The sequence below is a fragment of the Bacteroides sp. GM023 genome, from assembly GCF_014750685.1.
GTDB lineage: Bacteria > Bacteroidota > Bacteroidia > Bacteroidales > Bacteroidaceae > Bacteroides.
In genome coordinates this window covers 627,421-653,563 of record NZ_JAAXGE010000003.1, presented here as the reverse complement: position 1 = coordinate 653,563, position 26,143 = coordinate 627,421, and the positions used below count along the sequence as shown (strand labels likewise).

19 protein-coding genes and 2 tRNA genes are annotated in these 26,143 nt (G+C 39.7%); 6 read left to right on the top strand and 15 right to left on the bottom strand.

Annotation, left to right across the window (positions count from 1 at the left end):
• Nucleotides 1-23: 23 nt before the first annotated feature.
• A complete protein-coding gene (locus tag HC965_RS09415) occupies nt 24-1,496 on the bottom strand; it encodes a TolC family protein (RefSeq protein WP_191031240.1) in 1,473 nt (490 codons plus the stop codon).
• 319 nt (nt 1,497-1,815) lie between these two features.
• Between HC965_RS09415 and HC965_RS09410 the strand changes: the two genes are divergently transcribed.
• Nucleotides 1,816-3,192, top strand: coding sequence for a sigma-54 dependent transcriptional regulator (locus HC965_RS09410; protein ID WP_191031239.1), 1,377 nt, complete (start codon nt 1,816-1,818; stop codon nt 3,190-3,192).
• The gene (locus tag HC965_RS09405; RefSeq protein ID WP_191031238.1) at nt 3,189-4,463 is read left to right on the top strand and encodes a PAS domain-containing sensor histidine kinase; all 1,275 of its coding nucleotides are present in this window, start codon (nt 3,189-3,191) and stop codon (nt 4,461-4,463) included. The genes HC965_RS09410 and HC965_RS09405 overlap by 4 nt, the downstream gene beginning before the upstream one ends.
• A 46-nt stretch (nt 4,464-4,509) precedes the next feature.
• On the opposite strand, the gene HC965_RS09400 is transcribed toward HC965_RS09405, so the two are convergent.
• Nucleotides 4,510-4,707, bottom strand: a complete 198-nt coding sequence (locus HC965_RS09400; protein ID WP_191031237.1) for a hypothetical protein — start codon at nt 4,705-4,707, stop codon at nt 4,510-4,512.
• A gap of 149 nt (nt 4,708-4,856) precedes the next feature.
• Here HC965_RS09400 and HC965_RS09395 point away from each other — a divergent pair, with 149 nt between their 5' ends.
• From HC965_RS09395 to HC965_RS09380, 4 genes are all read left to right on the top strand, one after another.
• On the top strand, nt 4,857-5,609 hold the full coding sequence (locus HC965_RS09395; protein ID WP_191031236.1) for a bifunctional 2-polyprenyl-6-hydroxyphenol methylase/3-demethylubiquinol 3-O-methyltransferase UbiG: 753 nt from the start codon (nt 4,857-4,859) through the stop codon (nt 5,607-5,609).
• 113 nt (nt 5,610-5,722) lie between these two features.
• Nucleotides 5,723-5,797 (top strand) — tRNA-Pro (locus HC965_RS09390).
• A gap of 37 nt (nt 5,798-5,834) precedes the next feature.
• Nucleotides 5,835-5,909, top strand: a tRNA-Pro gene (locus HC965_RS09385).
• A gap of 121 nt (nt 5,910-6,030) precedes the next feature.
• Nucleotides 6,031-7,242, top strand: coding sequence for a site-specific integrase (locus HC965_RS09380; protein WP_191031235.1), 1,212 nt, complete (start codon nt 6,031-6,033; stop codon nt 7,240-7,242).
• Nucleotides 7,243-7,307: 65 nt separating this feature from the next.
• On the opposite strand, the gene HC965_RS09375 is transcribed toward HC965_RS09380, so the two are convergent.
• The 13 genes from HC965_RS09375 to HC965_RS09320 all read right to left on the bottom strand — a co-directional run bounded on the left by HC965_RS09375 (nt 7,308) and on the right by HC965_RS09320 (nt 26,141).
• A complete protein-coding gene (locus tag HC965_RS09375) occupies nt 7,308-7,706 on the bottom strand; it encodes a hypothetical protein (protein ID WP_191031234.1) in 399 nt (132 codons plus the stop codon).
• Nucleotides 7,703-8,284 carry an N-acetylmuramoyl-L-alanine amidase gene (locus HC965_RS09370; protein ID WP_191031233.1) on the bottom strand — a complete coding sequence of 194 codons (582 nt, stop codon included), beginning with the start codon at nt 8,282-8,284 and terminating at the stop codon, nt 7,703-7,705. Before HC965_RS09370 ends, HC965_RS09375 begins: the two co-directional genes overlap by 4 nt.
• 19 nt (nt 8,285-8,303) lie before the next feature.
• Nucleotides 8,304-8,654 carry a hypothetical protein gene (locus HC965_RS09365; RefSeq protein ID WP_191031232.1) on the bottom strand — a complete coding sequence of 117 codons (351 nt, stop codon included), beginning with the start codon at nt 8,652-8,654 and terminating at the stop codon, nt 8,304-8,306.
• Nucleotides 8,655-8,684: 30 nt separating this feature from the next.
• Nucleotides 8,685-10,481: a hypothetical protein gene (locus HC965_RS09360; RefSeq protein WP_223854795.1), complete on the bottom strand. Its 1,797-nt coding sequence runs from the start codon at nt 10,479-10,481 to the stop codon at nt 8,685-8,687.
• 12 nt (nt 10,482-10,493) lie between these two features.
• Nucleotides 10,494-16,343, bottom strand: a complete 5,850-nt coding sequence (locus HC965_RS09355) for a leucine-rich repeat domain-containing protein (protein WP_191031231.1) — start codon at nt 16,341-16,343, stop codon at nt 10,494-10,496.
• A complete protein-coding gene (locus HC965_RS09350; protein WP_191031230.1) occupies nt 16,340-17,437 on the bottom strand; it encodes a hypothetical protein in 1,098 nt (365 codons plus the stop codon). The genes HC965_RS09355 and HC965_RS09350 overlap by 4 nt, the downstream gene beginning before the upstream one ends.
• 3 nt (nt 17,438-17,440) lie before the next feature.
• The gene (locus HC965_RS09345) at nt 17,441-17,686 is read right to left on the bottom strand and encodes a hypothetical protein (RefSeq protein ID WP_223854794.1); all 246 of its coding nucleotides are present in this window, start codon (nt 17,684-17,686) and stop codon (nt 17,441-17,443) included.
• Between the two features lie 219 nt (nt 17,687-17,905).
• Nucleotides 17,906-22,132, bottom strand: coding sequence for a phage tail tape measure protein (locus tag HC965_RS09340; protein ID WP_191031228.1), 4,227 nt, complete (start codon nt 22,130-22,132; stop codon nt 17,906-17,908).
• 99 nt (nt 22,133-22,231) lie between these two features.
• Nucleotides 22,232-24,091 (bottom strand): hypothetical protein, encoded by a 1,860-nt coding sequence (locus HC965_RS09335; protein WP_191031227.1) that lies wholly within the window; start codon nt 24,089-24,091, stop codon nt 22,232-22,234.
• Nucleotides 24,084-24,533 (bottom strand): hypothetical protein, encoded by a 450-nt coding sequence (locus tag HC965_RS09330; protein WP_191031226.1) that lies wholly within the window; start codon nt 24,531-24,533, stop codon nt 24,084-24,086. Before HC965_RS09330 ends, HC965_RS09335 begins: the two co-directional genes overlap by 8 nt.
• Entirely contained in the window at nt 24,530-25,525 is a 996-nt protein-coding gene (locus tag HC965_RS09325) for a hypothetical protein (protein WP_191031225.1), read from the bottom strand. The genes HC965_RS09330 and HC965_RS09325 overlap by 4 nt, the downstream gene beginning before the upstream one ends.
• A complete protein-coding gene (locus HC965_RS26645; RefSeq protein WP_223854792.1) occupies nt 25,522-25,713 on the bottom strand; it encodes a hypothetical protein in 192 nt (63 codons plus the stop codon). Before HC965_RS26645 ends, HC965_RS09325 begins: the two co-directional genes overlap by 4 nt.
• The gene (locus tag HC965_RS09320; RefSeq protein ID WP_223854791.1) at nt 25,686-26,141 is read right to left on the bottom strand and encodes a hypothetical protein; all 456 of its coding nucleotides are present in this window, start codon (nt 26,139-26,141) and stop codon (nt 25,686-25,688) included. The genes HC965_RS26645 and HC965_RS09320 overlap by 28 nt, the downstream gene beginning before the upstream one ends.
• Nucleotides 26,142-26,143 lie beyond the last annotated feature (2 nt).

Sequence of the window (26,143 nt, the reverse complement as noted above, 5' to 3'; positions counted from 1 at the left end):
ACTATGGTTCAATGCACTATTTTTTATTGAATAAGAAGATTATAATCTTCTGTCAATATTGTATTCTGCTCAAAATCGTACAGTGTCATGCTACGGAGTGTATAATATAAACTCCAATAATTATATAAAGCCGAAACATAGTTACGACGTGCGCTATCCTTCTCTGAAATAGACGCATTCAAGTCAAGAATGGTCGATTTGCCTAATATATAAAGTTTGCGGGCTACTTCACTTCTCCGTTGAGCCGTTTCGTCCGTACGGGCAGCGATGCGGACACGTTGTGTTTGCAAATTGAATTGTTTGACCAGTTTGCGGACATTCAATTCAAAGTCCGTCTTGCTTTGCTCTACCTGCGTATACACTAGGTCACGATTGGAGCGGGCTACTCGTACCTGTCCTTTTCCACGTCCCCAATCTAATATAGGAAGAGAAATTCCGACGCTTACATATTGTTGATCCAACAGGTTCCGATAAGCGTCGGGCAGTTTGTCAGCAGTCTGCGTCAATCCGAAACGGAGATAAATATCCGCTTTTAAACCTGCATTGGCACGAGCTTTCGCTACTGCACTCTCACTTTCCAGTTTCCGCCGTTCCATCGTCTGTATGTCCGGACTGTTTTCGTAGGCTAAAGCCAATGCTTCATTCAGATTCACACTGAAATCCGGCACTTGGGGATTGATAAGCACTCTAAGCTCACGGTCTTCATGTATGCCAAGATAAGAACGAAGTTCCTGCATACAGTTATCCATTTCAATACGGGCATTCATACGGTTCGTCTCTTCTGTCAGACGGTTAAGTTCCAGTTGAAGCATTTCATTTTCTGTGATTGTTCCAATATTGTAGCGACCTTGTGCATAGCGGTAAAGAGTGTCAGCATTGGCATAATTAAAAGAAGCAATATCATAATTACTTTGAGCAGTGGCTAAAGCAAAGAATTTATTAATCGCATTGACCGATACGAGTTCAAGCGTCTCTACATAGCTTTTCTTTGCCTCCTGATAGCGCACAGGTTCTATCCGCTTATCCCATTTCAGATTATTGTAACCAAAAAGAGACTGGCGGTAACCTATCATAATAGGTGAAGTTTGCCATGAGTATTTATGTTCACTAAACAAATCCATCCGTTGGGCAGATGTTTCGAGAAAGAAAGCACCACCGGTCCAGGATACATTCTGCGAAAGGTTTAAACTTAAATCTGTGTTCAGCAAATTCTGCTCGACAAACTTTACCGAGCCGTCTCCCATCGTTATCTTATTAATAGCACGGTTCAAGCTAGGATCGGAAGTCAGGCTTAAAGATGGCAGATAATTGGCACGATAATATTTATAGTTCCAATAAGCAGAGCGAAAACTATGACGTGCCGTTTGCGCATCAGGGGATTCCATACGAGCAATCTTCACTACTTCTTCTAGTGACAACTCCATGGCTCGATTTTGAGCGGTCAGTAGTTCTGTTGATAGTAATCCGATACTTATGAAGATTAATTTCAGGTTCATTCTTAGTTTTATTTGCTATTTATCATTCAAAACTCGTGCCATCTCAATAAAGCATTGTTTTACAACGACATATCAATATTAATTCATTATATTCAGTGTGCGATAAAGCACATAATTAGTGCATAAACGCACATACAACACATGATTATTATTTCTATCTTTGCGCTTGGATGATACCATCCATGCTGTTTACTGCTTTCATCCGGCAAGTATGTCTATAAGGAACGTTGCACGAGATGCTCATCTCGTTATGCTCCAGATGAGCATCTCGTACATCGGATGTCAGTAAGCAAAGGACTGAATCTAATAAACATAGTATATGGAAGAAGTAAACAAATTAGGAAAGATACTTATAGTAGATGATAACGAGGATGTACTCTTTGCGCTCAACCTCTTATTGGAACCTTATGCGGAAAAGATTAAAGTGGCAACCAGTCCCGACAAAATAGAACATTTCATGAATACCTTCCATCCCGATCTTATTTTATTGGATATGAACTTCAGCCGTGATGCCATCAGTGGACAAGAAGGGTTTGAAAGCCTGCAACAGATATTGCAGATGGATCCACAAGCTATTGTTATTTTCATGACTGCCTATGCGGATACGGATAAAGCCGTCCGGGCTATTAAAGCCGGTGCAACAGATTTTATACCTAAGCCTTGGGAAAAAGAAAAGCTACTGGCCACACTGACTTCCGGTATGCGGTTACGTCAATCCCGGCAAGAAGTGAATATTCTGAAAGAACAAGTCGAAGTCCTTAGCGGACAAAGCACTTCGGATAACGAAATCATAGGAGAGTCATCGGCTATGCAAGAAGTATTTGCAACAATAAACAAATTGAGTAATACAGATGCTAATATACTGATTCTTGGAGAAAACGGTACAGGAAAAGATGTAATTGCACGCTTGCTATACCGCTGTTCCCCACGATACGGCAAGCCTTTTGTCACCATTGACTTGGGAAGTATTCCCGAACAATTATTTGAAAGTGAATTGTTTGGTTTCGAGAAAGGAGCTTTCACAGATGCCAGGAAGTCAAAAGCCGGACGAATGGAAGTGGCAACCAACGGAACTTTATTTTTGGATGAAATCGGAAATCTTTCAATCCCTATGCAATCCAAGCTACTTACAGCCATCGAAAAGAAACAAATCAGTCGTTTGGGAAGTACGCAAACTGCTCCTATTGATGTCCGCTTAATCTGTGCGACCAATGCTGATATCCGGCAAATGGTAGAAGAGGGAAATTTTCGCCAGGACTTACTATACCGCATCAACACGATTGAAATCCATATACCTCCTCTCCGTGAACGTGGTAATGATATAATCTTGCTTGCCGAATATTTTTTAGACCGTTATGCACGTAAATATAAAAAAGAAATGCGCGGACTGACGCGGGAAGCAAAAAGCAAATTACTGAAATATACATGGCCGGGAAATGTAAGAGAGCTGCAACATACGATAGAACGCGCCGTAATCTTAGGAGATGGCTCTATGTTGAAACCCGAAAACTTCCTTTTCCATGCCACTCCCAAACAGAAAAAGGACGAGGAAATAATATTAAACCTGGAACAACTTGAACGGCAAGCTATCGAAAAAGCACTACGAATCAGTGAAGGAAATATTTCCCGTGCTGCTGACTATTTGGGGATTACCCGCTTTGCATTATATCGCAAACTTGAAAAACTAGGCTTATGAAACGATTTGAAATCAATATAATCCTGCATATTTTATTTATATTCCTGCTTTCTATCAGCAGTTGTTTGTTGTTTCAAAAGCAATTATGGTTCAGTACTATCATCTGCATTATATTTCTGATAGTCACCGGCGTACATCTCTACCGTATACAGTTTAAGCAAATTGCCCTGTTAAGGCGATTGACAGACGGACTTCGCTACAACGATATGATGCAGACTTTCCATCCGCCTTTCAAAAATAAAATGATGAATGAGTGGGCTGAAGAGCTGTCTGATACCCTAAAAGACTTTCGTAAAAAACTGCTAGCGGAAGAAATCAAGCATCAATATTATGAAAACTTATTAAATAAGGTAGATACTGCTGTACTTGTGGCCGATGCTGCGGGACATATAGAATGGATGAATCAAGCAGCAATTATTCATTTGGGACAGATATCGCAACTACCGGAAACATTACAAGAAGTATCCAATATCAATGATACTTCCATTATCCGAATCGAGCGAAACAGTACTATTTTGGAGATGGCGATTTCTTATACCACATTTTCCACGCAGGGAAAAGAACAACGGCTCATCAGCTTGAAAAATATTCATTCCGTACTGGAACGAAATGAAATGGAAGCATGGCAAAAACTTATTCGTGTATTGACACATGAAATTATGAATTCCATCACCCCTATTATTTCTCTTTCGGAAACATTAAGTGAAAGAGAAGTTTCAGCACACCTTGAAGATAAAGAATACTCTGTCATGTTACAAGCCATGTTGACCATCCATAGAAGAAGCAAAGGATTATTAGAATTTGTAGAAAATTATAGACGACTGACACGAATTCCGACTCCTGTCCTCTCCAAGGTATTTGTAGCAGAATTGTTTATGGATCTAAAAAAGTTATTTCCTGAAGAATATATCCATTTCGAAACGCCGGCATCTGATTTATACCTATATGTAGACCGGACACAAATAGAACAGGTGCTTATCAACCTGCTGAAAAATGCCTGTGAAGCATGCGACCGGAGAACTGAAAAAAAGATAAAAATAAAAATAGTCTCTACCACTATAAACAAAGCTATAACAATATCCGATAATGGAGAAGGCATTCTGCCCGATGTTATGGATAAAATCTTCGTTCCTTTCTTCACTACCAAAACATCCGGTTCGGGCATTGGACTAAGCCTATGCAAGCAAATTATGACTTTACATGATGGAAGTATCAATGTAAAATCCGAATCAGGAAAAGGAAGCTGTTTTATCCTCACTTTCCCTAAATGAAACTTATCTATTAAATAATTCCGCCAACAGGTGGCAGAGAGTGGATTCACCCTCTGCTGCCTAAGCTGTTCGTATCAGGATTCAATTCCTTTACGGCTTCCTTTACAGCTTTATGAGTCGGTTTACGATAAGCCTCTGCCTGTTGCACGGGCACAATCTCATTTACCATTCTTTCATATCCTTTTTGTTCCAACAAATGCTGCATTTCTTTTTCATTTGTTCCTTTCTGTTTTTTCGTTTTCATAAGGCAATTCTATTTTAAATTTCTACTTAGAGAACAGAAAACATCAAAAGATGGTTCATGCTTACGGATTATTTATGCATATCTTTCATATAGTATATGAACTAAATCATATATTTGTATCCTTATTCAACAATCCGCTTAAGTAAATTATGAAAGAAAATAAATATGATGATGACCGTTTCTTCAGTCAATATTCTCAAATGAGTCGTTCGGTAGAAGGACTGAAAGGTGCTGGAGAATGGCATACATTACAAAAAATGCTACCGGATTTCAAAGGCAAAAGAGTATTAGACTTAGGATGTGGATTCGGATGGCACTGCATTTATGCCATAGAGCATGGGGCAACAAAAGTGACCGGCATTGATATTTCTGAAAAGATGTTGGAAGAAGCCAGAAAAAGAAATCCTTCTCCACTCATCGAATATAAATGTATGGCAATTGAAGATTTTGACTTTCAAGTGGATTCTTATGACATTGTTATCAGTTCCTTAACGTTCCATTATCTTGAGAATTTTATGGATATTTCCCGGAAAATCAATAGTTGCCTGACCTTAGACGGTTCCTTTGTCTTTTCAGTGGAGCACCCGATATTCACTGCCTATGGTAATCAGGATTGGCATTACGACCAAGCCGGGAATCGTGTTCATTGGCCGGTAGACCGCTATTTTGCAGAAGGTAAACGCACCGCGGTCTTTTTAGGTGAAGAAGTCATTAAGTACCACAAAACACTAACAACTTACATCAATGGTCTTCTTCAAACCGGTTTTGAGATATGTGAACTGATAGAGCCACAACCCGATGAAGTGATGCTAAACACTATTCCGGGAATGAAGGATGAATTGCGGCGTCCTATGATGCTTTTGATTTCTGCCAAGAAAAAAAGTGCAGCCGCAAAGCTATGAAATTCAGGGTATTGAAAATTAATCAATAAAAAACATCCGTTTGTCTATTGTTAATTAAAAAATACTCCCTATCTTTGCACCGCTTTTGAAAAGAACAACCCTTCAAAAAGTAGCGGGGTGTAGCGCAGTCCGGTTAGCGCACCTGCTTTGGGAGCAGGGGGTCGTGGGTTCGAATCCCGCTACCCCGACTACAAAGAAAGAGGAAGTTCGATGAATAAAGCATTTCGGGATGTAGCGCAGTCCGGTTAGCGCACCTGCTTTGGGAGCAGGGGGGCCCAAGTTCGAATCTTGGTATCCCGACAAAAACAAAGAATATCAATGAGTTACAAGCAATTTGGATTCTAAGTTAAGTCGTTCTTAAAAATGTCTATAATTGTCTTTTAGTTGGTAAATCGTCAACATACAATTAAAAGTGATTATTATGGCAAAACAAAAATCTATTGTTATCCTACCACAGCTTAAAGATTGTGGTGGCGATTTGGCTAAAACATGGTTCGTGGAATACTCTTGTCGCAATCCTCGAACAGATGAGATGAAACGCTTCCGGGTTTATACAGGCTTCGCAAAATTAAAGACCAAAGAGGAGCGTTACGCTTTCGCAGAGAAAATCATAAATGGTATTAAGGAGAAATTTGCTAAGGGGGAAATTCCATTCTTAGAAAAAGAGATTAACTATAATGATGAATTATTATATCATAATATAGTAAAAAGATGGGGTAATGAAAGAAAAGGTTCTATTGGCCTACGCACATACCTATCGGATTTCTTGGCTATTAAAAAAGTAGAAGTAATCCCACACTCCTTTCAGACATATAAATCCAAGCTCCGCATATTTTGTGAATGGGCAGAACAATCTGAACTAGACAAAAAAGGTGTTTGCTTCTTTGGGCAAGAGTCAATCTGTGAGTTTTTGTGTTATATCGTAGAAAAACATAACGTTAGTAGAAGAACCGTGAAGAAGTATGCTCAAATACTACATGGATTCTTTGACTACTTATTAAAAGCTAAAAAAGTCATAGATGTTAACCCTGTACACGACATCCCTAATATGGGAGCTATTAAAGACGAAGCTGCAAAGCCTATTCCTGATCGGGAGCGTCAACTTCTGTCAATGCACATGAAAGAACATGATCCTCAATTATGGTTAGTCTGTCAGATGGAATATTATTGTGCCATCCGTCCAAATGAACTTCGGCAGTTACAAATTGGAGATATAGACTTCGACAACCACATTATAACAGTTCCTAAAGATATTAGCAAGAATCAACAAACGGAATCAGTAAACATTCCGCGGCAACTATATGAATACATGTATAGCGTTCTGAATCTCGACACCCATCCAAAAGAATTTTATCTATTTTCTCATAATGGCATCCCTGGCAAAGTTATGTTAGGAAAGAATAATTTTAGATTTAGGTTTGATAAAATACGCAATAGACTCAATATCTCACCTCAATATAAACTATACAGTTTTAAACATACAGGTGGTGTTAAATTAGTAAATGAGGGAATAGATACATGGGAATTACAGCGTCATTTCCGACATAAGTCAATTGATACAACAGAAAGATATATTAAAAGAAATTTTGCAGTAAAAAGCAATAAAATTCTGAATGAATTTCCAGACATATAGCTTACAACCTACAACAAAATATTCTAAGGGGTATTTATTAAAAGAAAAGGGTAGCTTATTTTGAGCTACCTCTTCTTTAATTTGAATATTATTCGGCCGATTATTATCAGAATAAACAATATTATAATTCCGAATGCCCACCCGCCCAACTCCATTTTGATAGATTGCCACCGGCTTAATTGCTTCTCTACCGGATAAGGAACCTGCACTGAATCAATCTTAATCATCGTATCCGTCCTGTTTAGATATTGATACTTGTACAGGTACTTATATCTATACTGATATACAGTATCACCTTTAACAAGTACATAGATACTATCCTGATTATAGATGCTGTCAACCCGGATACTATCACGTGCTTTATATTCGGTTCTCACAGTCTCTACAGGGATATATTGAGTCCGGCATGAAGCAAACCATATTCCCGACATCAGGAATATGGTTATATAAATCAGTGCTTTCATAATCCTAAGTATTTAGTTATTCCCTCAATATGAATCCGTGCAACAACATCCTTACCCTGTGGAGACAAAAGGAACTCCACGTCATCCTTATTATCTTGAAAGAAGTTTTCAGTCAACACTGCCGGACAATTTGTATCCCGACAGATTGCAAGATTCTGCTGCCAATATGGTTGTTTAGGCGCTGGCCTGCGAACCTGCAATTTCAGACTTTCAGCCTCTTCACAAAGACATGCAGCGAGCTTTTTACTACTGGCCGACGCATTGTTTGAAACAAATACACTCCATCCATGTGCATTCACCCAACTTGTCCCGCTACCGGCTGCATTACAATGGATAGAAACTAGAATAGCTTTCTTTCCTGTCTCCTTGTAAATGGCATTCGCCCGCCGGCATCGCTCAGACAAAGGGATGTCCGAATCTTCTTTCACTATTCGTTCTGCATCAATTCCCTTTTTGCGTAATCCGGCTACTACCATATCAGCAATTTCACGTGAATAAGTCCATTCTCTCAATCTACCATCCGGAGAACGTTTGCCCGGAGTGTTCTCACCATGACCATTGTCGATTAATACTTTCATCTTTAATCCTCTTTATTTATTAATAACCAGTCTGTGGTTCACGTTCCAGACATTTTCGTACCTCGCAACGTTTCATATCAGACTCTTTCAATTTTAATTCAGTCTCATGCCGTTTATGGACTTCATCAAGATGAGCAGCTTGTTCCTGCCGAAGTTCTACATAAATAGCATCAATTTTTGCATCTCGTTGGGCAATACGTTCTTCTAGCCAGGCGATCTGTTTTCTCTCATTCTCATTTTCTGCTGCATCTGCTGCCGCATCCTCTTTCCTCGCGTTAGTCTTTCGGTTAACGTAGAAATTAACAACCCATTTAATTGCTTCCAAGCCACCTAAAGCTCCGAGTATTGTTAGCCAGTCGTTTAGTCCCATTTCTTTCTGTATATTCTTTTATATATGCATTTACATTTTAACTCTTAAAAAGCCATTTTCGTCTACATATGTCTCTCCTACTCCCAAAAGACTATTAGGAGTTTTCCATTCTGTGCTAGATAATGAAGCGCCACCACTTGTACTTATTTTTAATTGATTTATTATGCTTTCATTTTCACCCCTATCAGATATAGAAACATACCCAGGAGATATTGAAGCTGACCTCGAGCCAAGAATATCACTTACCATATCCAAAGTATCCCCATTTAATAAGATCATGTTATATTTTTGATAATTAGGTGAATATGATTTCATCGTAAACATAGGTCTAATTACACGATTTCCCCCCAAATTCTCACTCGTTATTTCCAATATCTTATGGTCATCGTCAGCGAATAAATTCAAATCACCTGTAAACCTATATTTCTTGGACACTGGATCAAGCTCAAATACAATTTTATTATCAACTAGTGCAAAGATACCTGTACGAACCTCTCCAGTTTTATTATCTGTTAAACAGTCCTTCCCCTGAACTATGCCTGTTAGTTTTCCGTCAGCAGATCTCGTACCTGAAAACATTTTAGGAGTTACAATATAGTCTTCTCCCAATTCGGTCGCATACCCATTCCATTTCTCAATCCACGGAAGAAGATTTGTATCTTGTCCCGGCTTTCCATCTTTACCTTTAAACCTTATTGGTGTACCCCATTCTCCAGTAGATGGACTTTCCGCCACCTTTTGAGAAATCCAAATGACGGATGCAGTTAAATTCGTGTGCCAACCTTCCGTTGTACCATCACCCATAGGCTTTACCGGTTCTTCCTCATTGTCATTATAGGTTATATAAACTCTCATCCCATCTTTTCCATCAGTACCTGGTTCGCCCTTTAAATTCTCTTTCGCTTCATCTGACAAATTATCCCACGTTAAAACAACATCCTTCATGGTGCATATACACTTTTTCTTCTCAGCATTCCATATCCAAGAGATTGCACCACCAGCAATATGTCCAGACTTGTCAGTGCAGAACATTGCGGAGCCGTCACCAAATTCAGCTGTACCGTCAGGATAGATGCAATACACAGTGTGTCCATTTGAGTCAGCACCTTTTATCATGCCGTTTTCGCAATAAAAACCTTTCAAACCTCCGCTATCAGGAATATCGCCGCCGACGCGTACCTTCACTTTACCATCCCAGTTTTTTGAATCAATATCAAACATCACGTCAATAGCCGGTTGCCCTGTTTCATCAGCATGCATGTATATAGCAGATTGACGAACCTTATTCTGCGAATTACCGAACTGGACCAACTCATCGCCCGATACAGGAGGATAAAGCACATTACCCAATTCATCCTGTTCAAATTCTGATAAAGGAATGTGTAAAGTCTTTGTTTCTACATCGACAGAAAAGACTTCCACATGATAAAGTTTTGTCCTACCACTCGTAAATGTCTGACAACGCACAAAATCATGTGTTACAATACTCATATCTTCATCTTCAAGAACTATGAGATATTCTGTACCATCATCTGAGATACGGGCTGATTTCACTTTTCCATGGCCTTGTGTAATAGCTTGTGCTCCTATTATCGCCCGCACTTTGCTTATCAGCATTTCAAAAACAAGCATAGTTTCCCGCACCACGATTGTATCAATCTCTAACTTCCACTTACCGGTCACATATTCCCATAACTTCCATCCATATCCGGAAAAACCGGACACAAAATCTTCCACATATTCTTTAACTCCATTTGCTAGTTTTTGCCCGGTTTCTTTAACAGAACAAAGGAAGCCATAAAACTTACCGTTACTTAGTATTGCCATATATCTTTATTATTATTCTATTGGTAATGATGACATTGGATATATCCATGTGGAATACTGCGCCCACCAGCTATTTCCCTTATATGTCTCTACAGATGAATCGGGCACATAAATCTTACACTGTTTACTGAAATTGTATCCAAAATCATTGCCATCCACTGTGGGCGGATTTATTGATTTAATAACTAATGTTTCCATAGAGTAATCATTAAAAAAAACGTTTGCATATATCATAGATACAGTAGAAGGAAATACAACTTTCTTTAAAGCTGTACACCTATTAAAACAGGTAGGTGGAATTGTGGTAATACCTTCGCCCATCGTTGCTTCTTGCAAAGCTGTAGAAGAACTAAATAAACCGGAAGCAATTGATATATTATAGCCACCGGGAATATCTATTTTCTCTAAATTTATGCATTGGTCAAATGCAGAGCCGTCTACTGTCACATTTTGTATGTCAGGCAAGAGAATGGATTTTATTCCGCACATTTGAAACGCACAACGTCCAATCGAAGTTATACTTGATGGAATATTTACCTCTGTCAATGAGGAGCAGTTTCTAAAAATATAAGAACCGAGTGTATTAAAGCGGTCGGATAGATGTACACTCTCTAAGTTTGTACAACCATCAAATAAAGAGCCGGAATTAGAATCTAAAACCGCCGTGTCAGGTATAGTAATCTCTCTTAAAGAAGTACAGCCTGCAAAAAGACTCCATCTCATAGTTATGAGTTCTGTTCGTTCTTCAAAAGACACTCTTTCCAAATTAACGTTTTTCTCAAAAACAGCCTGATATATTGTTGTTACCGTTTTCGGTATTACTATTTCTCTTAAATCACATTGATAAAAGGCATTATTATATATTGCAATTAAATTAGCAGGAAATATTATTGATTTTAAGTTACTACAACCTGAGAATGTCTCTGAATCAACGTTTAATAAGGAAGTCATATATTGAAGTTCATCAAACTCTGTAATAGTCGTATTACCTTTAAACGGTTTTCCAAACAGCTTTTGCGTAATTGAAGCCATTTGCGCTTTAGTTATACCAGTACCTTGACCAAAATTTGAAATCATATAAGCCCCTATTACAGAATCCTTGAATCTGAGGTAGAATTCTCCTGTTATGTTAAGAATCAGCCTGTTGAAATAATTACGAAGAGCAATAACTGTATCCTCATAACAATTTGTATTAATATTGAGTATGCCATCAAGAACCGGACGGGGATCATCACCGGCCACACCGGAACTGTTAAGGCCGACATAAGTTCCGTCTGCCAGCACTCCAAGACTGTCAAGCATTTCCGCACCGTTTTCATTGTATGTGTATTCCCCAAACACTGCACGCACTCGTTTTAGAGCGTGCTCTTCAGCCTGTTCTTTCTGTACATTCATAATATTAATCAGAAGGTCAACAGGATTTATCCTGGGACAACCTGAAACGAAAAAGTCCGTAATTCTTTCAGCGCAATCATCTATGAGCACTCCATCCTGTTTCAGAAGAGGAAAGTTCTGTAACATCAGGTACCTGTTTGTGGACGGATACCGTACAAGTTCCAAGCAACCACCTTGTGGAAGCTTTATTTGCGTCAGTGATGTTCCATCCGCCCATATTCTACGCAAATGAGTACATACAGTAAGATCGAGAGAGCCTGCCAGCGTGGATATGTTGGACAAAAGAATGGACTGCAGAGATACACAATCAGCAATGGTAAGCCCGGTAATAGCAATTATTATCGGGTCAGTCCGGCTTCCCAACTCCAGTTCGCGCAGCATCCTGCCCTTGATAATGAGATTACCATTCACATTCTTATCATGCCATTTCCCGATTGACATCAACCAACTGGCTCCCTGAATGATATTCTGTTGGTCACCCGTCCCGCCAAGGTCTATTATCATCCGGCACACCTGGCCGGCTTTGGTTCTCTGTCCACGAACGATACTTGTGCCATTCGCAATGGTAGGATACATATCAATAGCGGGAATAATATCATATGTGATTGCATTTCCGGCAGCACGCACATTTATTGAGTCCGTTCCATTTGCCGAATACTCCCCAAAACTGTATTTTGATGACATGTACTGGATACGTTTCTTCATCCATGCAGTTTCAGCGCTGTACAAATCTCCTAGTTCCTGAGTCAACGGGTCGGTATCATTCGTGTACCGGCCAGCATTCATCATTAATTTTGCATTCTCATACCGCTTGGAATCCTCATTTACAGTAGCAGCCGGGAAGTAGTTTTTCACGTTGAGATAATACTTCTGATACCAGGCGTAGACTTTTTCCGCATGAGTACCGGATTTCAAACCACCTAATACCTCCATGGCCGACATCATGGAACGCATTCCTGCGGCAAGCTCATCAGGGAATGCAAGTTCCAGCAGATTCCAGAACACAGAGGTTTCTCCATTCCACACCGAAGCTCCGGTATCATAGTTGTCATGTACTTCAACATAATACCCCTTCCGGAGTTGTCCTTGATTAGTAATAGGCATAATCGTATCAAGGTCATCCTGTCTCCATTTCCATTTACAACCTTCACCGAAACAATATGGATAGGTATTTTTTGCCCTATTGTCAGTGGCCGCTACAAATTCGATAAAATTGTGATGGAATACAGCGTCGGGAATATCAAAGTAACCTTTAGCTTCAATCCTGAATTTGGCAACACGCGCATTGATGAAAAGCATATTCAGTTCATCATTTGTTTTTCCTATAAAATCAGCATTTGATAAACCGTACCCCTTATCTACAAGTTGTGATATCAGGTTTACTTGTCCTTCACCGATATCGGATGGTATGAACTGTTTTTCTGCAGCTTCATAATAATACAGGTTATACAGGTTTGTATCTCCCGGCTTTGCTATCCAATATTCCACACCATTCTCTTTATAGCCGGTAGCATCAGCATTCAGTTCAGCCAATGTCCCGCTAAACGGGCGGATTCTATCCGAACATGAATAGGCCAAGTTATACGCCGGTATCCAGTATTTTATATTCTCTGCAGCACCACCGTCAAAGCCGATACTGTTTTCTCCATTGTATTGCCATGACTCCTCGTCTTCATTGTATGTGATCCTCGACGTATTCCAGGGAACACGGAATAGCGCTGGAAGTGGCGAATTGTCAGCGCCCTCGATGGAGATAAGTCCGGGAAAAAGGTCGGTATCATAGCCGAAACAATATTTATCACCTTTATCCGGACCACCTGTAAACTCTCCCATGCAGGTATAGACTATTTCCCCTTCGTCATTGAGTTCCTTACGGAAAGCCATGAACGGCTCCTGATAAACGGATACACGAACGTCAGGATTCAATTCCATCGCTTCATTGGTGAGTCCGAGTTGTTTGTACAGGTCAGTGAATGAGTTGACGGAGCCAGCTTTGTGATCCTGCATCGAAGACGCCCAGTTCTTTTTAAATGTTACGGATGCGCATGCGGGGACATTATCGAACATGATAAACTTCTTGGTCGTTGTCGATCCGTCCGCATAGGTAATAACAGAGCTTGTTTTATTGACCTTCACTTTTTCATTCCATTCCCAATATTTTTTGGACGACGTACCCTGACCGCCCATTTCTGCATTTGTGATGGAAACGTTACGTTCAGGGTGATTTACATATTGTATCTCAAGAGTACCTGTTCTTTTTGCCGTATCATCATAGGAAGGGAAGATATTATCAAAAACAAAGACATTCATTTTTGCCCGTATGGCATCGAAATCCAGCTGCGTAGCCATTGCGTCATACAGATTATTATTCTCGCTTTCCTCAGCCTTCTCATCCGTACCGGGTAACCAGTTGATAAAGTTCTTATGTACCGCATTGGAGCCTAGCCCGGTATCATATATGCGGATTCCGTAAACGTCCACATCGGCATAGTCAGAACCTATAGCTATATTTCCGTTCTGCGCCCAGTAATCATTTGATTCGTAGAGGAAAGTACGGTTCTTTTTTCCATTGATATAAATAGAGCAAAGATTGAATCCTGAATTTCCATACATGTTCGGCGAAATGGTCATGGCTATCCTGATACGCACACCATCATCGGTCGGGATTGACTGCAATTCTTCATTTTTAAGGGACTGGCTGCAAGGCCATATATTATTTGCGTAGATATTGAGTCCGGTAAATCCTTTTCCATCCGGTACAGACAATGTGATAATAGGCTCGGAGTAGTCAGTAACATTATAAATCCTGTAATCCAGTTCAATGGTTTTCCCGTTACGGGCGCTTTCTTCTACAAAAGGCTTGTAACCGGTATCCAATAAACTCCCGGCCATCATTCTTAGTACGCGATTGCCGTCACTGTCTACAGTCCACCCGTCATTGTTCCAGTTCATGCCTTCCCACTCTGCATCAATTTGGGAACTGTCGATTTCATTTATGATCTTCTGATAATTTGATTGACTGTTAGTACGTGTGCGAGGGTTCATGTAAAAGACCGATCCGGCCGTAGCCGAATAGCCGGAAGAGTTGCTCACCGGAAATATCATAGTACCGGTCAAAGACTCCCCATTATCTGATACAGCTACAGAGATTTCAAAGTCCGTATCGTCAACGGTTTCAATCTCCATTGCATAGGAGAAACTGTTCCTGGTATTGGTCGGCATTGTGCTTTCTTCACTGGTATATACCGTATTACCATCCATTTGGATGGAAAACGTCCCGCCTGTAGCCGTAGCGTCCCCGTCATATATTGAATACTCAAACAATTTATTATTAGCCCAGTTAGACGCTTTCTCCGCAATATTATTCACGCACATCAATTTCACCTGTTCTCCTTCTCCGGCACACATGATATTGAAAGATACAGTCCTGGTCTTGATTGTACCATCCGAATTTTCAAGATATATGGATAGATTATAGACACCCGTCTGTTCCGGGTGGTTAATAGAAAAATTCAAAGCTGTATCCGTATAGATTACGTTTCCAAGTACCTGTTCATACGCTTTCGCGTAATTTTCTCCTTCAAGAGTAACTTTGAGGGTTTTATTTACGTTACCGGAAATATACAAAGGAATGGATATTGCGGTAGAGTACAGCGTCCACCATTGGAAAGTATCCGCCTTGACGGACAATGATGTCATCGTTACGTTATACGTATAAGCCGGAGTAGCCTGTCCGGTTACCTCACCGGTTATCTTTACCATGATTGAATTAGCTCCATTCGCCAGATATTCGGCAATATCAACTTTTGTAGCAGTGATAGAATTAACCATCAGGGTTTTTATCAGTGTATAATCAGTACTGACAGAGTTTTTGATAAATATCTCACACTTACCACGTTCTCCAGTATTTTCGTATGGATCACTGTAACTATACCGTTCCTGTGAAATGAATGTGAAGTTAAGTACGCATGGCTCCCCTTTCTGTGAAGTAAAAGACTTGTCACCATTATTTTGTACACGTATATAGTATTGAACTCCTGTGGTGGAATCAAGACGCTGGTAGATATCGTTAACTGAATCCTGCAAACTGTCTATTTCTTCTGAATGGATTGCAATAACTTCTTTGTCCACATCAGTAAAGTCATTGGTAGAAAGTCCTTTGCCTTCTACTTTATCTACTTTTTCCCCAATAAGTTTACGTAATTCCGTATCATCATAGTCTGTACCCTTAACAAGAGGGTAGTCTATCCATTCACCATTTTTATATTGATATTCCTGTTCTGTCTCTTCTACATAAATAACACAGCCTTCTGTTAGGCGTTCGGCTGTAATGGCGTTTCTTTCGTCAATGGTAGCTACTTCTTTATGCCCGCCTTTACCATACTTGCTATAGTGTGTCGGATAGGAGTCCCTGTCAGTCCCCGGTACAAGCGGAGCATAAACGTTTGTTCCTTTTAGTTCATTCATCTCACCTCAATATTTAATACACCCGTTTGGATGCTGTTCAACCTGAATATTGTGTAACTCTCCTTGTAGCCGTAACTGTTAGTTACTTCACGAGTTTCTTCGTTCCAGTCTGTATTACGTAACCCGCCAATCCAAAATTGAATACCGGATACCATACTGGTCGGAAGAATGTAATAGGGGTATTTGCCACCTGTACAATCAAATACTGTTGTAGATTGAGTGCGCCCAGACCACGCGCTTGATAAAGACAAGATTTCGTCATTATCAAGTGAAGTATTAGCAGATACTCCATAGAACTTCTTTGTCTTGAACTGTGCCGATACGGATTTTGTATAAGCCTGCCCACCCTGTATTGTTTTCAGAGTATAGGTTGTATCAGTGATAACATCCGTGTATTGCTTTGCCCTGATTCCGATTAGCAGGGATTCATTATTGATTGATTGTGATTCAATATCTCGGTCAAAAGTCCACGAAAGGTTAATAATCTGTGAACTACCTTTCTCATAAATTCCGCCACCTGTTAAATTAATAGTAAATGGAAATACCTTAGACATTAGTTGTGAAACTTGAGAAAATAAAGTAGCATTGATAGACCATTCCGATGTCCCGGCCAAACGTACAAGCAAATCATCTGTATCTGATATTTTATCTGCTCCATCAACTACATTATCAAGTTCGCCTATTGTCGCTGCACCACCTGTACTAGTACGTATTTCCTCAATGAATACATCTACGTCTTCTTCTACAATACTATCTTCCAATTCTTCTGATAATAAAGATATCATCAAAGGTTCGACAACTTCTGTTTTGCGGACAACAAGACCGGCATTAGCTTCAAGAAGTCCATCTGCAACTAAACCTTTCAAGAAGGTAACGATTCCTGCGGCCTGGTCATCTTCTGTCTTGCTAAGTTTCTTATCAAGTTCCTGTGCTATCAAATCAAACAAATCATCTACCGTAGTGAACTTTCCTTCTAACTCCTGAAAGTTTATTCCGATTTTTGCGAAATTCCGTTGCCATTTGAGCCGGACATCGCGCCCGGTATCATTCGCTCCGTTCCACGGAACTATATTTTCATAAATATTATCCATCATGCACTATGTAAGTTCCAACTCATTTCCATCAAATTCCAACAATAAAATTTGCCAGCACATACCATATTCAAGAGTATCCATATCTATAAAATTCAGCATATAGTCAGCAAAGCGATTGGTTTCCAAAGTGCTCTGTTTACGAAGCTTTGCATGTTCAACTTTGACTATGCCATTACTTTTATTTCGTTCATAACTATAACTCATGAAAGCAAAAGAAAAGGTTTCTCCCCTTTCACTTTTCTCCTTCATACGTCGTATTGCATCATATATTTCCATACAGCAAAATTACATCTGAGAATGACCTTAAAAAAGGACACAAATAAACCCCGAGTCCTCACGGATTTCGGGGTTACTTCTTTTTAATTTTTAAAATAAACATGAAAAGAACAGCATCTCACGACGCGATCATCTTTTCAGCACACAAACACATTGCAAATATATACCTTCCATAGCCATCAAAAAAGGACATTAGCCACGACTGACATTCTTTTCCATTCTCTCCAATTTCTTTAACCCATCACGAACAGCACGCGAATCTACAATCAAATCCTTTTCAAGAATCGCCTGAAGCAAGTCGTTATTAGTATTCAACAAGATGAATAATTTCCGCAAAGTATCTTCATCCATAATATGCCCACTTACTGAATACACAGAGGAAGAAGCTGTGGATGACTCTTCCGAATAACCACCACTATATTTCCCGCTTCTAGTACGAACCTGCTCCAAAATCTGCGTCGTATTCAACATTCTAATAGTCCCATTCTTTTGTGCCACATTAAAAACATCAAGGAATTGCCGCACATGAGGATTCGCAACTCCTTCATGGTTAGTCACAAATTCATTTTTGTGAACTGGAATGACGCCTGCAACATCATCAGGGTTTCCTGTTCTAGTATATCCTTCTACGTATTCATCAGAATAACCACCAGATTTTAATCCTTTAGCTTCGTCACGCTGTTGTTTGGCTACAGCTATCTGAGCCGCACCACTGGCAACGGCAGCAGCGGCAGCTATTGCACCGAGCGCCGGCCCAACTATAGGAATGCCGGCCATTGCTTTATATGCTTCCATTGCAGCAACAGCAGTACTGGCAGTGATTTGCAATACTGATACAGCAAACTGCTTGTCAGCATACTTTTTCTTTACCTGATTAAGTGCTTCTTCTTTTTCTTCTTCTAGCTTGGTAGTATCCTTTCCGGCCTTCTTAGCAGCCTTTATCTCTTTATCGTATTTACTGGTAACCTTGCTCATTTCTGCATCTTGGAATCCCTGAACTGCAGAAGAAGCGCTACTCATTATATTACTAACAGCATTGAAATATTGTTCGCTTCCTTCTATCTTCTTTTGAATATAGTCATTATTGATTTTATTCTTTGCGATTTCATATTCTTCTTCTGAAAGCAAACCTTTTTGATGCTCTTCTTCAAGAGCTTTCAGTTTTAGGTTTTTAGTATTTTCAGCAGTTTCCAGCCCATATTTTTGTACTACTGCCGCTCTGTCTTTCGCTCCCTGAACTTCTATTTTCCTTTTCGCTTCTTCATATACGGCCGTAAGCATGGTAACATCCAATCCATTCTTTTTCGCCAAGTCTAATTGGGAATGATAGAAAGTTTTCAGCGCACTAAGTTGTTCTTCAGTAGAAGTCAGGCCATTCGTCTTATTAAACTGGTTATTGAAACCCTGAATCTGAGTAACGCTATCACGGATGATTTTGGCGCGCTTCTCATTGATCTGTTGTTCCAGGTAGAGAATGTTGTCTCCGGCTTCCTTCAATGCTTTGGCTTTGACCTCTCCATTTTGAAACTCAAGTTCAGAAACATCATTCTGAAAATCTTTGGCTACTTCGAGCCTAGAATACAAAGAGGTTATTTCAATGGTTAAAAGACGGTTTTTATAATCCTTTTCTGTCAGCTCACCATTAGCATTGAGTTTAGACTGCTCTAGTTGTAGATTCTTCTCCCCGGTGCTAATTGTATTCAGTCTTCTATCTCGATATTCTTTAATCAAATCAAGCCGGGTGTCTTCGGATTTTTTAAGTGTGTTATAAATAGCGGTCTGAGTCTCACTTTCCATCTTGCCTAATTCAGCCAGATGTTTCTTGTCTTTTTCACTCGACTGATACTTTTTTATGATTGCCAGTTTTTCTACTTGAAACTTCAGTTCTTTTTGAAGAGCATCCAACTGATACTCATTCTCTGTTCTAGCCAAAGCATCAGAGCTCTTCCGTAATAATAGCAATTCTTCTTTATGTGCGTTCTCTGCATTTTGTAGACGGGTAGTCCACGGTTTCTTGTCGGATTTGGTATCACAAGTGCAAGGATTATTACCGCATATGGGGCATTTCCCGTTATCACCTTCTACTGCATTTTCTGTTTCTATCGCTATCTTATCTTTAATCATTCCTTCCAGCAGGTTCTTTAGCTGCTCACGTTTTTGCTGCAATTCCTCTATATCAGCATTGAGCTTGTCGCCCGAAGTTTCGACAGCCCCAAAAGTTAACATACTGCCAATATTACGAGGTAGCGTCTTTAAAGCACCCAAAAAAGAATTTCTCTCACGTAAATATTCTTGTTGCTTACTCTTCATTTCGTCCAATTGCTTATCAGTATCAGTAAGACGAGACTTTACCGATTCTATTTCAGCCATTGTCAATAGACTTTGTACATATTCATCTACAGATTTTTTCGCTTCATCTGTCGCAATGGTTTCTAATTTTAGTGCGCCTAAATATTCAGGAGAAATCTTATTTAATTTTTCTATGGCTTTAAGGCGCTCACCTTTTAACGCAGTTTCATCCTTAGCTATTTTCAATAAGGACTCAACCTCTGTTTTTTCTGCAGCTATATTTGATTTGGCGTCATTCATCACGCTATTCATCAAGAGTTGGGCACGATGTGCTTCTGAGGTTCTTCTTGAAAATAAATATAGTGCGCCTGCTACAGAAATTACAAGGGTGGCTATTGAAGCAAAAGGATTTAATTTCAGTATATTAAAAAAAGCTTGCATTGCTAATCCAGCCTGACGTGTTTTTCCTGTTAGTGCAGAAGTAGCAGCTATATATAACCACGTTGATGCTGCAACAGCTTTATCCCAATACTGCTTTAATTTCTGTATTATGATGTATTCTCCTGTTTCAGTCTTCACTTTATTCGTCCAAAACCATTGAAGTTTCATTGCTGCATTATAGGAAACAATAGCAATGATCGCCGTCAAAATGGTATTCTTATATTCACCAAAGAATGAAATCACTTCTATTAGCCCTTTTACAGTAAGACTACCAGTACTTACCATGTATTTCATTACCGGAAGCAACCGTTCACCAAGTTCAATCCGGATCTCTTTAAAACGTATCTTCGCTTTGTCCAGTTCTGCCTGAACTGTTGTGTTTTGTACATTATACTCATTAGTGATACTTGTCCCATCCCGGAAAGCCTGATTAGCCGTATCCTGCTCTTTACGAACTTTCTCGACATTACTGGCCAATGCACTAATAACTCCTGCCGCTTCTGCCCCACTGAGTTTCATAGCCTTTAATACAGGAGCCATCTTATCCATACCGCCCAATTTACCCAAGCTGCCGAGGAACTGGAGTATTGCTTCATTAGCATCTGTCTGCATCAACTTAGTAAATTGCTCAACATCCAATTTCGCTAACTTCGCATATTTCGCCGGCTCTTGATAAAGTTTCAATATGAGTCCCTGTAATGCTGTACTAGCCATTTCACTACGGAGCATATTTTGGTCAAGAGCGGAAGCAAATCCCATGACATTGGTTATTGATAGCTTCGCTTGCTTGGCGACTCCCCCCATACGTGCGCTAAATTCCACTAAATATGGCTCGGCAGCACTGGAGTTCTGTGCAACCTCATTCACTGCACTACCGATAGCTAACATATTCTCCTTCATTGAGCGTTCGCTATCTCCAAACATATCTGCCAGCTTACCAATATTTTTGATAGCATCCTGCCCTAAATCTTCTCCAAGAGCAACATCAATCATATTAGCAGCTTCTACAAACTCCAAAACTTCTTTTTTGGCTGTAATGCCGAGCCGTCCGGCATCCCCGGCCAAATCATTTAAACGCTCACGAGCTGTACGGGTATCAATCTTCTTGAACTCCTTGTTCAAATCAGCCACCTGCTCACTTGTCATCCCCGTATATTTGCGCACCTGGCTTTCCGCTTCCTGCATCTGAGCGAATTCATCCACACACTTCCGCGCAGTCATAGTTATTCCGGTCAATGAAGCAATTACGCTCGCACCGATAGCAGCATATTTATTAAATCCATCAGTCAATTTCGACAACGAAATTTTAGTAGATTCCGCCGTACCTTTTAACTCCTTCATCCTTTGATTAACTTCGTCCAGTTGTGCTTTATACTGGGTATAAAGCGGACTGTTGCCCGGCAGATTCCGCAGGATGGCATTCAGTTCTTTTTGCCTGTTTTGAAGCTCTTTCAGGCTCAGGCTTCCGATACCTACCTTCTCAAAAAGTTTATCGTATTCAGCCTTCAGTGCTTTTACTACATTGTTTTGCGCCTTATATTCAGCACTGTTCTCTCCAAATTGCTTCTTCACTGCATTTAATGTCTTATTGGCAGAACGCATCTTCTCTTCCAATTCAATCATTTTCTGCCTTGCACTATCTTGCTGAATAACAATCTCCAGTTGTACTCTGTCTATCTTTAAACTCATAGTTTCCCAACTAATTAATTAATACACAAAAGTACCTTCTCATACACCCCTAAAAAAGGACAATAAAAAAGGCCCGCACTTGTTTGCGAGCCTTACATTCTAGCTGTCCATCCATCGACCGTTATCCAGCCATGCTCCACCATCACGCCATTTACCATCCGTAAGAATCCACCGTTTTTCAGCTTCCACGTCACTAATATGAATCGGGTAGAATATTCCTTGCCAGGCACCTTGACGCCCGTCGGCATTAATAACATTCTCTATCTCCTTACATACATACCGCTTATTGCGGATTTCAAATATATTCTGTGTATCATACACATTAGTATCATAGCTTTTTATTTTGACGCCATGTTTATAATCAATATCATACATACGGGAATATAGCATTTTATCCAAATATGCCAATCGTAGATTACCTGTATATGGTGTATCTTCACAATTGAAAGAGTGCGGATAGTCAATAGTGAAAACTTTAGGATCAAAATCCTTATCACCCCTGCGTTTTACATACAAAGTCATTGGTGCCATACCTTTATAGTAGGACACATATAGCTTCTGCTGGTTCTTATCTTTCTCTGTAGGAATATCTATTCCACTTTGTATTAACTCATAGATGCCACTGCTTTCTTCGCTAGTGCCTATTTTACTTCCTGAAATTCTAGGAACCATCACAAGTGAGCGTTCTGAATCAGGCATAAATACCGGCTCCATACCACTTTCATAAGTAAGTCGTTCTACGCCATAGTTTGTCATATCAGAAGGCATGATATTCAATTTGATTTCATTTTCACTTTTCTCCCGTAGAACGTCACCAAACATATTAATTTCCTCTGTATGCCATCCAGACTCATCCGGCACCGTTATATAATATCGGCAACTATCATGTGTATAAAATAGATAATTTTTAACTGTCTGATAACCGACTGAAGAAATACTTTCTATGTACTTGCTAAACTCAAGTATTGTATCGAAATCCTTGCGAGTTGCAGATGACAGAATATTCTTATCTATATGTTGTGGCTTATAATATTCACTGTCTGTCGATTCTATCAACACATTACTTTGAGAAGGGTCTTTATCATTTTCTCCCTCTTCCGTTTCGTATTCATCAACGACCTCTTGCACATGGCATACTTTTGCATTTTTAAAATACTCTGCCCTGAACAATATGGAAACCTCTTTCTTTCTGTTATTAATGAGAAAGCATAGGTTATAAAGATTCTCCAATTCTGTAATAAATTCATTAATAGTCCAGCCGGGAAACATTTTTGCATATTGATTAGGATGCCCATTTTGTGGCAAGTAAATCAAATTCCATTCTGAATCTTCAAGTTGATTAGTCAAAACCGTATATCCAAGCGCTTTCATTAGCTTTTTAATATAAGCACATAAATAAGGCTGGAGATAAACATCAACTCCTTCATCTCTTAAATATAATGCACCTATGCTTGGCTTCGATGAAGTAACCACGTTGATAGATACTCTCCATCCATTAAGGATACCACTATCTGTCATTATGGGTGGCAGGCAATAATCTACTTCAGGATATACTTTTTTTATAAAGTTAATAACAGCCCCGCTTGGTATTTTATCTTCTCCCATATTCAGAGAAGATATTAGCAAATCATTTCCTATAAAAGAATTCAATTCTGAATTTCCGGATGCTATCTGTATAGACACTGTTGTATCCGTCCATCCAGTTATTATTTCTGTACCATTACAAAACACCCGGTTATCTGCTACCAAAACAGCCTGACGTTTAGCCTTCAATTCCAAAATGGAATTCAATCTATTCAAGTGCGCATATAGCCCGGCATTAATTGAATTATCAAGATGAAGAGTTATATCATACGTATATTCACCATTCTTTGTGAAGAAAGGATTCTCACGCTTTACGGTAGTGCTAAAGTCAGCAGGAAGCACTACCGAGGTTCCATCAATATATAATTCAGTCATAATCTACTATCGTTAGCCCTAAACTCAATCCATTGAACCCACCAAATATGCTGTATTCCCATTCTGTCCGCATTTTGTCTCCTGAAGAAAACCGGTCACAAAATTCATTCAGACGAAGTACTCTCTTCAATGCTTCCATAATACGCTGTAATTTGGCGTAATGAAGCAATTCTTCTTCATCAGTCTCACTGCCCGGAGAAACTTTCTCACAAATAAAGAAAATAACCTGGTTATCTTCTCTCCGGTTATCTGAATTCTCAATATCGTATTCGGCATCGGGATAATTAGCACACAGAAGAACCCCCGGCTTATCCTTGATTTTCTTTACCATATGTTCTTCCTTTACTGCCAAAAAACAACCGTTAATCTTCTCTTCGCTTTCTTGATTAACTTTAGTCTGAAGCTCCAGTATCAGTTCCCTGAATCGAGTAATATCTATCATATTGAAATTAAGTTATTCTGTTCAACATCTGCCATTTTAAATGTAAACTCTATGGCTTTTAGGATACTACGATTAAAACTACGTTCATAATTCTGCTTTGTCACTATAATAGGATACCAATCACCTTCATGCCAAATATCTACTTCCTGAGCATTCAGCAAGTTATGCCATAGCCTATAATCACTCTGCAAAAAGATAACCCCACTGCTAACAGTATATTCATCTTTCGGCTTTATTCCGAACTTACGATCCACACCAAACATCTTTGCTGTATCACTTTCATCGTTCCCCTTCATAGTCATACTGCCAACGGTAGTCATAGTTTCCGGCATATCATATACATTTTTATATCGGAAACGTTGAACGGATTCATATCTTGTCTGATCTACCAAGAATTTAAAAACATGACTTTCTTTCACCAATTCATAACTACGGAGCATTTCATTTATTTCAGGTAGAATCTTCAGTACTCTTTCTATACTGACATCCAAAGTTACAGGCATTTTCTCTCCGGCATGAACATACAACTGCTCTGTGTAGACTGCTCCGGATACAGTACGGACATTAAGCACTACTTTATCACCATCCGCAAATACATTACTAGCATATTCAAGCGCCCCGCTACGTGTTACTTTCTCCCGCACCTCACTCAGCCACCCTGGAGCGGACGCTTCTTTCTTTGTTTGCAGACGGCTGAACATCACATAACTTTGCGCGTCTTGCATCCCGTTAATTAAAAAAGAAAAAGTGCCGGCAGCATTTGTTTGCCAACTTGTTTCTCCCGCACACCATACCCCCCATAGAGCCAATTCACAAAACTTACCCAGTTTTCTCACCCTTACCTGATAATTGGCATCAGGAACATACTCCTCTTCCAAAACCGTCTTTCCCCCATATTTCACGGAAAAGGTGATAGTAGAATCTGTATCTATGATATAATCCTGCATTGTCGCACAAAACTCTTCCGGTTTTGGCCTTTGAATCACATTCATAATCGTATGTATTTATTATGTTTATCATTCTCCGGTAGCAGATTATAAGTAACCGTTCCGCCGTCCCTGGCTTTCTTCATCTCATCAATCCAAATCATTGCATCATCATTCATCCACTCGGATAATAACTTGATATCCCCTATAGATGCCGGCTCACTATTCATCGCACCACTTGCAGATATATCCATTCCTGCATCTTAGAAGTATTGAGATAACGTATTAGGGCATCCACCGCCTTATAATAATCTTCCATGTGCCGGGCATCATCCCTGTCCAATTGCCACTCCCAAGGCAATTTTTCGCTGTTGTCCGTAGCCATTTTAAATTTGCGCCCGTCGTCTTCGTGGCTTAAATCATTCTTCTGATACATACGCAGTGTGGCAAGTATGGCAATAGGACGTTGCACTTTCTTTATCAAGTCCTGATCTGCATCTTTTTTCTTCTCCTTATACCAATCTTCCACTTTCTTGTATAGTTCCTCTCCAATCAGCCCAGATACTTCTTCTGTTGCCAGTTCAATATCAGTTGTGATTTTATCGAAATCATTATTTGCATAATAATTTCCTGTCAGCTCACGTAATTCCTTACTTCCACTATTATCCCTGTTGAATATCATAA